Consider the following 15,213-nt stretch of genomic DNA (forward strand, 5'->3'; position numbering starts at 1 on the left):
GTCTCGTCGTCCCCCTTTGGACCTTGCTGTAGAATGTTCTCGAAATCAAACTTATGGGAAAACACTCGATAATACTTGAAAGAAGACTTCCGGCCCTTTATATCCTTTATAAATGCTTCAGGATGAGGTTTTTAGTGGTGCACTATTCTCTTTTTGAAGGATCCGTTTATTATAAACTGGCTGGGTGGGAAGGGAAACGGCGAGACTCCCGCGGGAGAAGGGGCTAGGAAAGATCCCACAGGGCTTTAGCCCGAGGAAGCTTGCCAGGTCCCCCGCAGGAAAGAAATGAATGCGCAATCGCCTTGGGAGACACGACACGCATAAGCAGAACAGCAAAAGGGAAGTGTTCTTTCTTCCCGTTGGTGGACTGCTTATGTCGCGAGTGTCTAGGCGATGAAGCTGGAAAGCGAGTTGTCTCCCAGACCATCCCATTCCTCTCTTGGCATCGGATCCCACTATCTCGAAAGCTGATTCTACATTATAGGGAGCTTAACTGTTAATCAATACGGAGATTTAACAGATCCTGTGGATAAGAAACCATCCCACCATAAAATAGGGAATGTAAAGAAAATATTAATCATTCGATTTCTACCATATTCTATAGCATGATATGATAAAAGGAGGAAGGAGCCGGGCTATGTTTATTGAGGAAGAATTTTATTTTTGGAAGCTTACCCATGACCTGGTCGTCAACCAGGGGTTTGATATCCTCCATGTCAATGAAGTAAACAGTGAAGTATGGCTGGAAAAACAAATAAATCGCAAAAATCATATTCTAAGGCTTTATCGCAGTCAATTCGATTGGTCAAACCATGTTAAAAAAGATATCGCACGCATCAATCAGCATATCCAAAAGAACAAGCATATGTTCGTTGGGAAAGAACTGAATGTTCATGCTGTTTATATATCGGAATATAGCCCTGTAGATGACTGGGATGGTTTGGTTCGACCGTTGAAAGTCAAAGGGAAAAAAGACATTTTTCTGAAGGTTCACTATTTAGATCGCACAGAAAGGGAGCAAAAACTGAGCGATTTATACGAAAACCTGGGACTTTTTCCAGTTCCTGCCCTTGATCGGCATTACGTAACTTTGTACGATAACATGGAACTGGAGGAACGAGTCGAACATCTTAAAAAAGAAATCTTATACCAGAGGGACAAAAAGAGAAAAGAGCAAGTGGAATTGTTTGAATATGGTAAACCTTTTATGACCCGTCTGCTCTTAATAATTAATATTGCTGTGTTCTTTTATATTGAAATGAATGGACAAAGTACTTCAGTCTTAGATTTGATCAATTATGGAGCCAAATACAATCCGGCAATTATTGAGGGCGAATGGTGGCGGATTGTAACATCCATGTTTATCCACATTGGCATGCTCCACCTTTTCATGAATATGCTTGCGCTGTATTACTTGGGCATGGCAGTTGAAAAGATATATGGCACCGGGCGCTTTACCCTGATTTACTTCTTAGCAGGTATTGCCGGTGGAATTACCAGCTTTGCCTTGAACCCTCAAGTAGCTGCTGGAGCTTCCGGGGCAATATTTGGATTATTTGGCGCTTTATTATTTTTTGGGGTCAAGCACAGACAAATATTTTTCCGTACGATGGGTCGGAATTTACTGTTTATTATAGGTTTGAATGTGGTGTTGGGGTTGTCTGTACCACAAATTGATAATGGTGCCCATATGGGCGGGTTGGTCGGAGGTTTTATTGCCAGCGCCATCGTCAACATGCCTAAGAATCGTCAGTTTGTATGGCAAGTCTTAGCGGCGTTTTTTTACATTACAAGTGTGTCTGCTTTAGCGGCTTTTGGTTATTATCAGGTAGATAATCAACAGCACACAGCTGTAGATGTTGAGATGTCTACATCGATGCTTGAAGATAAACGTTATGAAGAAACGATTACGTATACGAGCCAAGCCTTGGAAAAAGAGGGCGATTATGATGCTTACTTACTTTTTAATCGTGCAGTAGCTTATTTTGAAACCAGACAAATTGATAAGGCACAATCCGATTTAGAAAAAGTGATTGAGATGGATCCAAAGATGGCAGAAGCTCATTATAATCTCGCTTTGATTTATCAAAACAAGGGAGAAAAAGAAAAAGCGACAACACACGCGAAACAAGCGAAAGAGTTACGCCCTTCTAATGACGATTTTAAAAAATTCTATGATCAGTTAATCGAATAATACTGAATCAATTGCTCTTTTTTACCTTGATCATCCTCGAACAGGACGAGAAGGTGATCTGCATCCTTTGAGAAAAGGATCAAAGGGATGTAACTTTGAATAGGGTGTCCTGTTGATTTATTATCTGCAATCCCCAGCACATAATTTTTATATAAACCTTCCCAAAGCTGACCAAGAATTCTTGTTGAATCTTTTTGTGAGACCCCAGGGATGGGCTTATCTTCATACTTGTACAGATCAGTCAGTGGAACAGCAATGTACTTCTCTGGAGGAATATTAAAGTGAGCGATAAGTTCGTCCCATTGATAGTCCAGTTGCTGCTGAATGGAGTGGTTGATCGTTTTCTCCCATTCTCTATGCTCAGCATTTTCTGCAGTATGAAAGGATTCTAATGGTGTATGAGGGGAATCGACTACATAAAGTTGATCATAGGAAAGGGTCTGGATACTTTTTATTACATCTTCCGGGTAATGAATTTCACCATGATGAAAGGTGATAGCCTGATACAAGCTGGTATCTTCCCCGTGAAGCACAGAAGACTGTTCGATTTGCTGGCCATTTTCCCGCCATTTATTCAAAATACCTTTTAATTGACCATCGACATAGAGAAGTGATATATCCTGTCTTAAATACATTGGCTCGTTACTTTCAGAAATACTTTTCCAATCCACTTCATATTCGTCGGCATCGGTTTCAGACTCAAAGCTTAATTGGGTTTCTGCTTGTACAAACTTTTTCGTTTCATCAATTGGAAAATACTTGATCACACTCTCTGTGGTGGGCTGGAAGGGTTGGAATACAGCTATCATTACTATAGCTATTGCCAATAACATCAAAATTGACCATACATATTTCTTCATGTGCTCGTCCCCTTTTTAATCAGACGCCTTTTTAAATGTTATATGATAGAAATAAACTTTTATGATAATGAACGGAGGAGTAAATATGCAAAAAAATATCAATCATATGGTGAATTACTTAGAGGAATTAGTTACCATTCCAAGTCCTTCAGGTAACACGGAAGAAATCATGCGCTTCTGTGAAAATTTATTAAAAATGCATAAAGTAGAAATCAAAACAACGAATAAAGGTGCTTTGTTTGCTACAGTGCGAGGAAACGATGATCAAAAGCACCGTGTGTTGACAGCACATTTAGATACATTAGGAGCAATGGTGAAGGAAATTAAGGCGGATGGCAAACTCCGTTTATCCATGATCGGAGGGTTCAAATGGAATAGTGTGGAGGGAGAGTACTGTACGATACATACGATGGACGACTCCACCTATCCAGGAACAATATTGATGCATCAAGCATCCGTGCATGTATATCAGGATGCCGGAAAAGCGAAACGCGATGAACAAAACATCGTGGTTCGAATTGATGAACAAGTGAACAGTAAAGAGGATGTCCAGGCATTAGGAATACAGGTAGGCGATTTTATCTCATTTGATCCTCGTTATCAGTATTTAGATAGTGGATATATTAAATCCCGCCATTTGGATGATAAGGCAAGCGCTGCTGTGTTATTGCACATGATCGAAGAAATATCAGCCAATGAGTTGGAACTACCGTATACTACCCATTTCTTTTTTTCTAATAATGAAGAAATCGGTTATGGGGCCAATGCAAGTATTCCTGATGAGACAGTAGAATACATTGCTGTAGATATGGGCGCAATTGGTGATGGACAGACATCTACTGAGCATGATGTTTCGATTTGCGCCAAAGATTCCAGTGGACCCTATCACCTCGGTCTGAAGAATCAATTGGTACGCCTGGCAGATAAGAACGATATCCCATACCAACTTGATATCTATCCTTATTACGGATCAGATGCTTCAGCAGCCATTCGTGCAGGTTATGATATTAAACACGGGCTAGTGGGGCCTGGAATTGATGCCTCCCATTCTTTTGAAAGAACCCATACAGATTCCCTATGGCATACGTATCAATTATTAATGCAATATGTCCAGGCACCGATGATTGATTGATGCATTAATCTTCATTGACAGTACAAACTAATACCAACTGCTGTTGATGAGGGTGAGTATATGAAAGAGAAACAGAAATTATTTTCTGACTACCAGAAAAATATAGACTATCTGCATGAGCGGCTAGGTGTAGATAAAAGCTTTGACGTCATTCAATTAGATCTGCATTATGCTGGACGAAAAATGAGTTTGTTCATGATTGATGGGTTTGTAAAAGATGATATTCTTCACTACCTAATGGAATTTCTTGCTTATTTGGAGCCCGAACATTTAGAGCCGGATCCACTGGAGCAGTTACTGAAACGCAGCATTCCTTATGTTGAATTAGACAAAACGGATGATTTGAACGATACAGTAGATAAAGTCCTGGCAGGACCGACAGCATTAGTTGTTGAGGGATTAGATACTGTCATTTTGATTGACGCCCGTACATACCCGGTACGAGGACCTGAGGAACCTGATTTGGAACGTGTTACAAGGGGATCAAGGGATGGATTTGTTGAAACGATTGTATTCAACACAGCTCTTACGAGAAGACGTGTAAGAGACAGAACTTTGCGAATGGAATATATGCAAATTGGCCGTCGTTCTCAAACTGACATTTGTGTCTGTTATATAGAAGATATAGCAGATGACAAAAGAGTAGAACATGTAAAAAGTATCCTTGGAAAAATTGATACTGATGCTCTTCCAATGGCAGAAAAGACGGTGGAAGAGTTTTTAAGTGGGGAACATTGGAATCCCTACCCGAAGATAAGGTACACAGAAAGACCGGATACAGCAGCTGCTCATTTATACGAAGGCCATGTACTGATTATGATTGATGGATCGCCAAGTGTGATGATTACACCTGCAACCTATTGGCATCATTTACAGCACGCAGAAGAATACCGCCAAAAACCGATGGTTGGCGCGTATCTTCGCTTTGTCCGCTTCTTTGCTATCTTTGCTTCGATATTCATTTTACCGTTGTATTACTTATTTTCGGTAAACCAGGAGTTGTTGCCGGAAGCATGGAGTTTTATCGGTCCTGCTGAGGCAGCTGCCATTCCTTTGATTGCTCAATTTTTATTAGCTGAAATTGGAATTGATATGTTGAAAATGGCAGCCATTCATACACCTTCCTCTCTTGCCACAGCTCTCGGGTTGGTCGCTGCGATATTAATTGGGCAAGTAGCGGTAGAAGTAGGGTTGTTTTCAAATGAAGTTGTTCTTTATTTAGCGATAGCAGCAATCGGAACATTCACGACGCCAAGCTACGAATTAAGCCTGGCCAACCGGCTGGTACGGATATTTTTATTGATAGTAACCGCAATATTTGGCTTGGCAGGCTACGTCATTGGTATAACAATATGGATGTTGAATCTTGTCCGGATGAAGACATTTCATACCCCATATTTTTGGCCGTTACTGCCATTTAACGCCAAAGCGATGAGGGATGTTTTGGTCCGTTCACCGATGCCTTTAAAGAATAGGCGCCCAGCCTTTTTGCACCCGAAAGATCCAGACAGGTAATGTTGTCTGGATCTTTTCATTTTCCTTTATTTCAATTATTCAAGCTGATTGATATAATACATACAGGTGATGATAATGAGAACAATTTATGATATTCAACAATTATTGAAAAAGTTCGGAACGTTCATATACATAGGGAACCGGTTGGCTGATTTGGAGCTGATGGAGGAAGAAATTAAACAATTGCACCAGGCCCAATGTATATCAAACGAAGACTACCAAATGGCAATATTATTATTAAGAAGCGAAGCTGCCCGTGAACGGGATAGATAAAAGGGAGAGAAATATATGCAAAGTTATTACATAGGAGCAGATATTGGCGGTACGACTGTCAAAATGGCTGTTATAGGAGAAGACGGCACTATTTTGGAAAAGTGGGAAATACCTACGAATCATAAGGATGAGGGAAATCATATTCCAGAAGACATTGATTCTTCTTTAAGTGAAAAATTGGTTGAGCTAGGTATTCAAAAGGAGCAGGTATTAGGAATAGGAGCCGGGGCACCAGGCTTTGTAAATGCAGATAGTGGATTTGTATACCAAACAGTGAATATCGGGTGGAGAAACTTTGATTTAGGAAAAATTCTCAATGAAAAAACTGAGTTTCCTGTTTTTGTCGATAATGATGCAAATCTGGCAGCATTAGGAGAAAAGTGGAAGGGTTCTGGAGAAAACTCCAATGACTTGATTGCCGTGACATTAGGCACAGGAGTAGGTGGAGGCATCATCGCTAATGGGGAAGTTATCAATGGCGTCAATGGTACCGGAGGAGAAATTGGCCATATCACGGTTGTTCCTTCAGGTGGGGCACCATGTAACTGTGGAAAGACAGGCTGCTTAGAAACTATTGCTTCTGCTACTGGTATCGTTCGATTAGCAGGGGAAGCCATATCCAAAAACCCGGAAACATTACTCAAAGAATACTCCTCAAATGGAAAAAGTTTAACAGCAAAAGACGTCTTTCAAGCTGCAGGTGCAGGGGATAAGCAGGCACGGGAAGTTCTTGATTACGTCACTGATGTACTAGGGATGACGATTGCAAACCTGGCGATAGCCTGCAATCCTTCAAAAATTGTTATTGGCGGAGGTGTATCAAAAGCTGGCGAAGATTTATTGAATCCATTAAGAAAAGCTTTTGATCAATACGCTTTACCACGCACGAGTGAGGCATGTGAATTCGTTATAGCTGAATTAGGTAATGATGCCGGAGTGCTTGGGGGAGCTTTCTTAGTAAAACAGAATCTGGGATTAGAATAGGAAATGAAGGACTGCGAAAGGCAGTCCTTTTTTTAATCAGACTCCCAGATAATACAAATTGCCTTTTTGAAAGATTTCACTTATAATTTGCTCTTAGCCGGAAATGGTTCCGGATGCAACAAATTGGGATGTAAAGCATTTGTAAAGGAAAAGTAAAAAAATAAATGAAACTTTTCTGGTACAATAGTCGTCATATTAGAAGATAGGTTTAATATTAATGATAAATGGATATTGTTAAATACAGGTGTGTCTCATGTTAAAAATAAGTAAAACATGAACACCCTGGAAGTTAAGGAGGATATAGACATGCAAGCTTCAAAGTTCAAGTTACCATTGTTCATAATTGCAACCGTGTTATTTGGCTTGAAGACATATATCGTATATAAATATATGTTCAACCTGAGCATTGAAAATACCATGCAGGAACTGATTCTCTTTTTGAATCCATTCGTGAGTGCCTATCTTGTATTCGCCATCAGTGTATGGCTGAAACCTAGAAGGCAGATGAAATATCTGCGATGGACCACTCTAATTGGTACAATGATTTTATATTTGAATCTAGTATTCTATCGTAATTTCACTGATTTTATTACCATTCCCGTTTTATTCCAGGGTAATAACGCAGCTGATTTAGGCAGCAGTATCCTTTCGCTCGTTCATTTACCGGATTTACTCCTGTTCATGGATGTGGCTATTGTATGGTTCTTAAGCAAACGTGCTGCCAGCTGGGCTGTTGATTTTCCTAAAGCAGGAAAAATTGCTGCTACAGCCGTGACGTTTTTGTTGTTGACTGCCAATGTTGTGTTGGCGGAAATGGAGCGCCCAATGTTGTTTGTCCGCGCTTTCGACCGTGAATATCTTGTTAAGAATATCGGGATATTCAATTATCATGTTTATGATGCGACGATGACAACGAAGACCAAAGCACAACGTGTATTAGCTGATGGCAGTGAAGTACAAGAGATTGAAACGTATATGCGTGAAAATACCACAAATAACGAAAAAACAGATCTATTCGGTGTTGCTGAAGACAGGAACGTCATCTTTGTGTCTGTAGAATCGATGCAAAATTTCGTATTAGATGAAAAAGTTAATGGGAAAGAGATTACTCCATTCATGAATGACTTAAAAGAAAGCAGTGACACGATTTTCTTCCCGAACTTCTATCACCAGACTGCGCAAGGTAAAACGTCTGATTCGGAGTTCATTGTAGAAAACAGCATGTATCCACTGCCGAGGGGTGCTGTATATTTCACACATGCGGCCAATGAATATAATTCATTACCAGAAATTTTGAATGAAGAAGATTATTACACTTCTGTTTACCATGCGAATAACAAAAGTTTCTGGAACCGTGATACCATGTATGCAAATTTAGGCTACGATAAATTTTTTGATGAACAGTCTTTTGAAGAAAACGAGGAGAACTCATTTGGATGGGGATTGGAAGATAAAGCGTTCTTCGAACAATCTATCAAATATTTGAAAGAACAGGAACAGCCTTTTTACAGTAAATTCATTACTCTAACGCATCATTTCCCGTTTGAATTACCTGAAGAGAAGGCGCATATTGATAAATATGATTCTAACTCGAGAACACTGAATAATTATATTCCAACTGCGCGTTATACAGATGAATCGTTAAAAGGTTTCTTCCAGCAGTTGAAGGATGCAGGAATGTATGAAGACTCTATCATTGTTTTGATGGGGGATCACTATGGTATTAGTGATTTCCACAATAAAGCGATGAGTCAATTCCTGGGAACAGAAATTGATGGTTACCAGCATATCCAGAACCAGCGGGTACCATTTATGATCCACATTCCTGGTTATGAAGGCGGTAAGCAATACGATAAAATCGCCGGTCAGGTAGATGTTAAACCGACATTGATGCATCTATTGGGAATCGAAGAGGAAAACGACCTTTCATTTGGTACCAACCTGTTTGCTGATAAACGCAAAGGCTTTATCGCTATGCGTGACGGAAGTTTTGTGACAGACGAATATATTTACAAAGGTGAAGTTTGTTACGATCGGGAAACAGGAGAACCGATCGAGACGGCACCTGAACAGGAATCACCATGTCTGCCGTTTAAAGAAAAAGTCGATAAGGAACTCGCGTACTCAGATAGCCTGATTTATGGCGACTTGCTTCGTTTCTATGATTTTGATGAAGGCGAACGCCAAACGAAAGAAGAAGTCGAAGAAAAAGAAAAAAAGAAAGAACAACAAAACAATCAATAATGAGTAGTGAAAAAGACACCCATCGGGTGTCTTTTTCTTATAATAAGATAAATGAAGTAGGAGAGGGGAATATCATGGGTAAGGGTTATGATACAAACTCACTTAATCGAGATATGGAAAAGTGTTTAAAATCTCCCTTTGTCAATGGGGAAGTAATTGGAAAGTCCATCTTAAAAAAGCCGCTTCATCAATTAACTATAGGTAACGGCCCATTTTTAGTCCATTGGAATGGGGGATTTCATGGAAACGAATGGATGACATCCAAAATCCTTATGGGAATTGTATTGGAAATATTAGAGTTATTAGATAATAATGAGACTTGGAATGGCAATTCACTGAAGGATCTTTTTAAACAGGTACGGCTGCAGGTTGTACCGATGGTCAATCCCGATGGAGTGGACCTGGTGATCCATGGAGAAGACAAAGCAGGGAGTTACCAGGAACTTGTTAAGGAATTGAATCATCCAAACCGCACGTTCTCTTCCTGGAAAGCGAATATACGCGGTATAGACTTAAATAAGCAGTATCCAGCAGGATGGAAAATTGAACAAAAAAGAAAGCCCGCTTCTCCGACATTCAGAGACTTTCCCGGCTATGAACCGCTTACTGAGCCAGAATCAAAAGCTATGGCACAGTTGATCATTAACGAACCCGCTGACCGTTTGCTTTGTTTTCATTCACAGGGTGAGGTCATCTACTATGGCTATTCCAATAAACAACCAAGAACTTCAGTGGATGTGGTAAAGAAATTTCAGAAGGTAAGTGGATATGTACCAGTATGCACGTTTGACAGCCACGCAGGTTTGAAAGATTGGTTTATCGATCGTTATCAGAAGGAAGGATATACGGTAGAAGTTGGAAGAGGCATTAATCCATTGCCTTTATCCCAGTATGATAAGAATCTGGGAAAAATTAGACGACTTGCTTTTCACTCTCTCATACCAAGCTAAGTATTTGGTATCCCCATGTTCTTTTGCCATAATTAATCTTAACTTCCTATAGAAAGAGAATCTGCAACCCTGTTATAAAATTAACAGGATAGATAATCCTAAAAAAAGAAAGTTGGTGAAGGAAATGACACAACCCATTTTCTCTTTTAAAAATGTTACCGATGATATTCTTAACAATTTGAGTTTTAACCTCTACAAAAATGAGAAAGTCATGTTGTTTGGCCCTTCGGGGGCAGGTAAGAGCTCTTTGCTATTTCTATTCAACCGATTGAGGGATCCCAAAGAGGGAAAAATTGAATTTAAGGACAGGCCGATAACAGAATATGATATCTCTAATTTGCGTAGAAAGGTAGGGTTATTGCTTCAATCACCGAACTTGTTCCCTGGTACCGTTCTTGACAATTTAAAGTACGGTCCTTCACTATGTGGGGAATGGAACCCTGCTGACGCGAAAAAGCTGTTGGAGTATGTACAACTCCCTGAAAGTTATTTGAATCGAAAGGTCGACCAGCTTTCCGGAGGGGAACAGCAGCGTGTTTCCCTCGGCCGTACACTGGCTAACTCTCCGGAGGTATTATTGTTAGATGAACCAACTAGTGCGCTTGATTATCGTACAGCAGAAGAAATTGAGGAAGTATTAGAAGGATTGGTAGATGAACACCAGTTGACCATGGTAATGGTCACCCATGATTTAAGACAAGCCAAACGATTAGGGGAACGAGGCTTGTTCCTGATGGATGGAGAGATCAAAGAGGATGATCAGATACAAACGATGCTGAATCAACCAAAGACAGACGAACTCAAAGAATTCATTCAAGATTAGGAGGGATACCTGATGGAGCCGGAAGTATCTAATCAGTCGTTACTGTTTCTGATCGTATTCGTACTTGTACCATTAACTTTATCTTATTATTATCAATTAGGAATGAGCAAAGACATTCTCTGGTCCGCTATAAGGGGGACGGTACAGCTTTTTGTGGTAGGTTACATATTGACCTTTCTTTTTGATTTGAACCCTTTTATCGGTATTCCCTTGATGGTAAGTATCATGATCGTGATTGCAACCTTTCATGCCAGGAACAAAGGGAAAGAATTACCGAATGCTTTTATAGTGATCCTACTTGGCTTAATAACGGTAGAGGGTAGTGTGCTTGCTTTATGGCTGGCTTTTGATATGGTTGAATTCAGACCATCCGAAGTCATACCAATGAGCGGGATGATCATTGGTAATAGCATGGTCGCTATGGGACTGGCGCTTGAGCGGATGAAAAACGAATTTACAGAGAACAGTGGTAGATTGATGGCGGCATTGTCGTTAGGGGCAAAACCTAATCAGGCTTCTCATCTTATAATCACGAAGACCCTGAACGCTGCCTTGATCCCGAATGTGGATCGTTTAAAAACAATTGGTCTTGTTCAGCTTCCTGGTATGATGACTGGCTTGATTCTTGGGGGAGTGGAACCAATCATGGCAATCAAATATCAACTTGTGATTTCTTTAAGTATTTTCTCATCTGTCTCTTTAAGTGCTATGTTTGTCACGATGGCCATGTACCGTTATTTCTTCAATAAAAATGACCAGTTGTTGGAAAGCGAAGAAGAGCTGCGTACACAGTCAAAGTAAATGCATGTAACGAAAAAACCTTGCCACCGTATGGTGACAAGGTTTTGTGATTTTATCCAAATAACCGGACGTAAATCGTCATTACAGAGAACCAGCCGAAAATCAATGCTGATGCTCCTGCAAATAGTACTGCAAAGAAATTTTTTGTTTTCAATTCGCGGAATACGGCAAGTACGCAAAGAATTGCGACTAGTAAAAGAATGATAGCTGTTACCAAACTCAGCACCCCCTAAACCCTTCACTGTGTAGTATCCATAGCTTAACTTTGGATGTTATAATGGCTATGTAAAAACCTTTTCATTCCTCATACATTTTATAGTATGGATTAGAATTTGTCGAGTTATTCTATATGAATTTTAATAAAACATTGCAAAGGAGTCAATAGGCATATGAAAATTGTACAATTGCCCCTTGGGCCTCTAGGTACAAATTGCTATGTTCTTTCTGGACAAGAAGAGAGTCTGGTGATTGATCCTGGAGGAGATAGTGACCAGTTGATTGGTTATTTAACTGAAAATAAGCTAAAACCATCAGCTATCTTGTTAACACATGCTCATTTTGATCATATTGGAGCGGTGGATGATATCAGGGATCATTTTGATATTCCGGTTTACGTACATAAAGAGGAAGAGGATTGGCTGTCAGACTCGAATCAGAATGGCTCAGCTTTCTTCCAGATGGGGAGGATTGCAGCGCGTAAGGCCGAACACCATTTTAATATTGGGGAAATGAGTATCGGATCTTTCCAGCTTGAAGTCAGACACACTCCTGGACATTCCCCTGGAAGTGTCTCCCTGGTATTCAGAGAAGAAGACTTTGTCATAGCAGGAGATGCATTATTTCAACGGGGCATAGGCAGAACAGATCTTCCAGGAGGGGACATGGATACACTTGTAAGTAGTATTCGTAAAGAATTATATACGCTGCCGGATTCAACCAGGGTATACCCAGGACACGGACCAGCGACGACCATCAGAGAAGAAAAACGGGAGAACCCTTTCGTAACCTTATAAAAAGTACAAAAAAAGATCCTTCTTGAAATATCAAGAAGGATCTTAGGGGGGATGTGCTCTGCTTTTTCGTTGGTTAGGGATAAAAGTTAAGCTACTACAAATAAGTATAAACGAAATTATCACTATGTCAATAGTGTAAATTAAAAAGGGGACAGCAATGGAGAAAATTTTGAAATCTATAATTGAGGACCATCCGGAAAGATCCATTGGTTATGACACTTTTATTGAATACTCCCTTTATCATGAAGCTACGGGATATTACCAAAGAGATGGGATTAAAGTTGGCAAGGAGGGGGATTTCTATACTTCAAGTATGATTCACAGCATATTTGCTGAGATGTTTGCTGATTATTTCTTTAAGGTGAATCAAACCCTTGATATTCCGTTGCAAATTTGTGAAATAGGTGGAGGAGACGGCACCTTCGCACATCAAGTAATGAGGCGGTTAAAAAAACATCAAGTACCCTATACATATCATCTGATAGAAAAAAGCCCTTTTCATCGTGAAGCCTTAAAGGTAAAAGAGTCAGAAGGGGAGGTTTTCCTCTATGAAAGTATGGACGGGTTTTTAAGCCAAAATGCTTTTTTTGAGGGAATAATCTTCTCAAATGAATGGCTGGATGCTCAACCAGTAAAAGTGGTGGAGAAATGCGATGGTGATATTATGGAGATTCAAGTATCGTTGGATGAAAAGGATAATTTCAAGGAAGTGGCCTGTCCATTGGACAGAGAGTCATCCCTTTTTATAACTGCCTATAACATTCATTTAGAAGAAGGACAACGCATTGAGGTTCCTCTCTATATGATTGACGCTGTGCGAAAGTTGGATGCTCTCCTGGATAGAGGTTTGATTGTGACGGTAGACTATGGATATGAGAGGGAGGATTGGAACCATCCAGCAAGAAGAGAAGGGAGCTTACGGGGTTATTTTCAGCATCAATTAGTAAAGAATGTGTTGCAGAATCCAGGCTCAATGGATATTACCCATCATGTTCATTGGGATATATGGAAAGCTCTCGGGGAAGATGCGGGCTGGGAAAACATCTTTTTAAGGAAGCAAAAAGAATTTCTCCTTCAATCTGGTATCCTGCAGGAACTGATTGCCCATAACAACGTCGATCCTTTTTCGGAAGAAAGTAAAAAAAACCGGGCTATCTCTTCCTTGGTTGCTGGCAATGGATTTAGTGATGCTTTTGATGTATGTATTCAGGCTAAAAATATAAACAGGGAGTCTTTAGAAAGGCATAAAAAAAATCTGTTATCCGATTAAGGATAACAGATTTTTTTAATGGAACCCTGGCTGTAAGATAAATGTTGTGTAATACGTAAAACCGATCATAAATACTGTCAGGTAAGCACCAAATATGTACATGTACATACGTTCTGACAGCTTTAAGTAGCTTACTGCAAGGAAAAAAGCCGTTTGAACTAAAAATAATAAAGCCGATTCATTCATGTCGCCAACGTAAAACATGACAGTAAAAATACCAGTCCAAAAGGCAAGCACGCGGAACATACGATCCATGCTTTTCCCCCTCCTTTTCTTCGATGAAACTATCATAGATATTATAAACGACTATACAAAGAATGTAAAACGAATCATCACAAAAATGTTAAAATTGAGCTTTGTATAGACAGTTTGCGCAACCATCCATCATATTATGCTCCTCTTTTAACTCGATATCCTGAAACATCGCTTCAAACATGCCTTTTAAAAAGTAGCTATGCATATCACAAACTAATTGTTTCTGACGAGAGGCTACCTCTTTAAATGGACAATTGTTTACAGTGAATACAATTGTATCATCCGTTTGTTGGTGAAATTCCGGAAATAGTCCAGTCATTTCTGCGGAGTTTTTTAATAGTTCCAGTTTTTCAACACGGTTTAAATTTGAAGTATTCGAAGTCTGTCGTTCAATGATTTCTTTTCCGAATTTTTTACCGGTTGAATAGAGTGCTGTTTTTCCAGCTTCACCCATGTCAGCAAATGCTTCAAAGGCGATCTGTGCTAACAACTGATAATCACGGAATGGGAAGTGAAGCTGTACCACTTCGTGAGATAAATTATAAACTCTGCTTGGTCTGCCCCCACGCCCTGTCTTCTTAGTGTGAGAAAGTAACATATTGACATCTTCCAGTTTGGATAAGTGCAGGCGTGCAACGTTCGGGTGTATTTCAAAAGCTTCAGCAATATCCTGTACCGTAACATCTGCATTCTTTTGGACAATAAACTCATAAATATGAAAACGAGTTGGATCACTTAATACGTTAGTAATTTTCAATGTCTGTTCCATTAACAGTCACCCCTCTTAATAGGTCTGACCTCATTATAATACAAACCAGGCTGGATTTTACCCAAAGGGAAAGAATGTTAAAAAACGTACACAAATTGCTAATATGGCTAACTTGTTAACCTTAAAATGT

The 15,213-nt window shown here is 39.8% G+C and carries 15 protein-coding genes; 11 read left to right on the forward strand and 4 right to left on the reverse strand.

Annotated elements, in window-relative coordinates; genetic code table 11:
* Positions 1–637 precede the first annotated feature (637 nt).
* Positions 638–2,194, forward strand: a complete 1,557-nt coding sequence (locus ACGTN9_RS04060; protein ID WP_499590793.1) for a rhomboid family intramembrane serine protease — start codon at positions 638–640, stop codon at positions 2,192–2,194.
* Here ACGTN9_RS04060 and ACGTN9_RS04065 read toward each other — a convergent pair.
* Positions 2,179–3,054 (reverse strand): hypothetical protein, encoded by an 876-nt coding sequence (locus ACGTN9_RS04065; RefSeq protein ID WP_499590795.1) that lies wholly within the window; start codon positions 3,052–3,054, stop codon positions 2,179–2,181. The genes ACGTN9_RS04060 and ACGTN9_RS04065 overlap by 16 nt on opposite strands.
* 85 nt (positions 3,055–3,139) lie before the next feature.
* On the opposite strand from ACGTN9_RS04065, the gene ACGTN9_RS04070 reads away from it, so the two are divergent.
* The 8 genes from ACGTN9_RS04070 to ACGTN9_RS04105 all read left to right on the forward strand — a co-directional run bounded on the left by ACGTN9_RS04070 (position 3,140) and on the right by ACGTN9_RS04105 (position 11,776).
* Positions 3,140–4,186 carry a M42 family metallopeptidase gene (locus ACGTN9_RS04070; RefSeq protein WP_499590797.1) on the forward strand — a complete coding sequence of 349 codons (1,047 nt, stop codon included), beginning with the start codon at positions 3,140–3,142 and terminating at the stop codon, positions 4,184–4,186.
* 60 nt (positions 4,187–4,246) lie between these two features.
* Positions 4,247–5,701: a spore germination protein gene (locus ACGTN9_RS04075; protein WP_499590799.1), complete on the forward strand. Its 1,455-nt coding sequence runs from the start codon at positions 4,247–4,249 to the stop codon at positions 5,699–5,701.
* Between the two features lie 75 nt (positions 5,702–5,776).
* Positions 5,777–5,974, forward strand: coding sequence for a YqgQ family protein (locus ACGTN9_RS04080; protein ID WP_093046228.1), 198 nt, complete (start codon positions 5,777–5,779; stop codon positions 5,972–5,974).
* 15 nt (positions 5,975–5,989) lie between these two features.
* Entirely contained in the window at positions 5,990–6,958 is a 969-nt protein-coding gene (locus ACGTN9_RS04085; protein ID WP_499590801.1) for an ROK family glucokinase, read from the forward strand.
* A 306-nt stretch (positions 6,959–7,264) separates the two neighbouring features.
* Positions 7,265–9,202, forward strand: coding sequence for an LTA synthase family protein (locus ACGTN9_RS04090; protein ID WP_499590803.1), 1,938 nt, complete (start codon positions 7,265–7,267; stop codon positions 9,200–9,202).
* A 74-nt stretch (positions 9,203–9,276) separates the two neighbouring features.
* A complete protein-coding gene (locus ACGTN9_RS04095; RefSeq protein ID WP_499590805.1) occupies positions 9,277–10,152 on the forward strand; it encodes a M14 family metallopeptidase in 876 nt (291 codons plus the stop codon).
* Positions 10,153–10,276: 124 nt separating this feature from the next.
* The gene (locus ACGTN9_RS04100) at positions 10,277–10,975 is read left to right on the forward strand and encodes an ABC transporter ATP-binding protein (protein WP_499590807.1); all 699 of its coding nucleotides are present in this window, start codon (positions 10,277–10,279) and stop codon (positions 10,973–10,975) included.
* Between the two features lie 12 nt (positions 10,976–10,987).
* Positions 10,988–11,776, forward strand: a complete 789-nt coding sequence (locus ACGTN9_RS04105; protein WP_499590809.1) for an ABC transporter permease — start codon at positions 10,988–10,990, stop codon at positions 11,774–11,776.
* A gap of 52 nt (positions 11,777–11,828) precedes the next feature.
* Here ACGTN9_RS04105 and ACGTN9_RS04110 read toward each other — a convergent pair whose 3' ends face one another.
* A complete protein-coding gene (locus ACGTN9_RS04110; RefSeq protein ID WP_085508862.1) occupies positions 11,829–11,993 on the reverse strand; it encodes a DUF2759 domain-containing protein in 165 nt (54 codons plus the stop codon).
* A 172-nt stretch (positions 11,994–12,165) separates the two neighbouring features.
* Here ACGTN9_RS04110 and ACGTN9_RS04115 point away from each other — a divergent pair, with 172 nt between their 5' ends.
* On the forward strand, positions 12,166–12,789 hold the full coding sequence (locus tag ACGTN9_RS04115; protein WP_499590811.1) for an MBL fold metallo-hydrolase: 624 nt from the start codon (positions 12,166–12,168) through the stop codon (positions 12,787–12,789).
* A gap of 157 nt (positions 12,790–12,946) precedes the next feature.
* Positions 12,947–14,059, forward strand: a complete 1,113-nt coding sequence (locus ACGTN9_RS04120; protein WP_499590813.1) for an SAM-dependent methyltransferase — start codon at positions 12,947–12,949, stop codon at positions 14,057–14,059.
* Positions 14,060–14,074: 15 nt separating this feature from the next.
* On the opposite strand, the gene ACGTN9_RS04125 is transcribed toward ACGTN9_RS04120, so the two are convergent.
* Together ACGTN9_RS04125 and ACGTN9_RS04130 are read right to left on the reverse strand one after the other, a co-directional pair.
* Complete coding sequence (locus tag ACGTN9_RS04125; RefSeq protein WP_093046236.1) at positions 14,075–14,314, reverse strand: DUF2626 domain-containing protein; 240 nt, start codon at positions 14,312–14,314, stop codon at positions 14,075–14,077.
* Between the two features lie 88 nt (positions 14,315–14,402).
* Positions 14,403–15,083, reverse strand: a complete 681-nt coding sequence (locus ACGTN9_RS04130) for a helix-turn-helix transcriptional regulator (RefSeq protein WP_499590815.1) — start codon at positions 15,081–15,083, stop codon at positions 14,403–14,405.
* Positions 15,084–15,213 lie beyond the last annotated feature (130 nt).

The organism is Halobacillus sp. B23F22_5 (genome assembly GCF_043497085.1).
Taxonomy (GTDB): Bacteria; Bacillota; Bacilli; order Bacillales; family Halobacillaceae; genus Thalassobacillus.

Bases quoted from the DNA above. Each gene is read 5' to 3' on its own strand.
- ACGTN9_RS04060 (WP_499590793.1), top strand. From the start codon at position 638: ATGTTTATTGAGGAAGAATTTTATTTTTGGAAGCTTACCCATGACCTG.
- ACGTN9_RS04065 (WP_499590795.1), bottom strand. From the start codon at position 3,054: ATGAAGAAATATGTATGGTCAATTTTGATGTTATTGGCAATAGCTATA.
- ACGTN9_RS04070 (WP_499590797.1), top strand. From the start codon at position 3,140: ATGCAAAAAAATATCAATCATATGGTGAATTACTTAGAGGAATTAGTT.
- ACGTN9_RS04075 (WP_499590799.1), top strand. From the start codon at position 4,247: ATGAAAGAGAAACAGAAATTATTTTCTGACTACCAGAAAAATATAGAC.
- ACGTN9_RS04080 (WP_093046228.1), top strand. From the start codon at position 5,777: ATGAGAACAATTTATGATATTCAACAATTATTGAAAAAGTTCGGAACG.
- ACGTN9_RS04085 (WP_499590801.1), top strand. From the start codon at position 5,990: ATGCAAAGTTATTACATAGGAGCAGATATTGGCGGTACGACTGTCAAA.
- ACGTN9_RS04090 (WP_499590803.1), top strand. From the start codon at position 7,265: ATGCAAGCTTCAAAGTTCAAGTTACCATTGTTCATAATTGCAACCGTG.
- ACGTN9_RS04095 (WP_499590805.1), top strand. From the start codon at position 9,277: ATGGGTAAGGGTTATGATACAAACTCACTTAATCGAGATATGGAAAAG.
- ACGTN9_RS04100 (WP_499590807.1), top strand. From the start codon at position 10,277: ATGACACAACCCATTTTCTCTTTTAAAAATGTTACCGATGATATTCTT.
- ACGTN9_RS04105 (WP_499590809.1), top strand. From the start codon at position 10,988: ATGGAGCCGGAAGTATCTAATCAGTCGTTACTGTTTCTGATCGTATTC.
- ACGTN9_RS04115 (WP_499590811.1), top strand. From the start codon at position 12,166: ATGAAAATTGTACAATTGCCCCTTGGGCCTCTAGGTACAAATTGCTAT.
- ACGTN9_RS04120 (WP_499590813.1), top strand. From the start codon at position 12,947: ATGGAGAAAATTTTGAAATCTATAATTGAGGACCATCCGGAAAGATCC.
- ACGTN9_RS04125 (WP_093046236.1), bottom strand. From the start codon at position 14,314: ATGGATCGTATGTTCCGCGTGCTTGCCTTTTGGACTGGTATTTTTACT.
- ACGTN9_RS04130 (WP_499590815.1), bottom strand. From the start codon at position 15,083: ATGGAACAGACATTGAAAATTACTAACGTATTAAGTGATCCAACTCGT.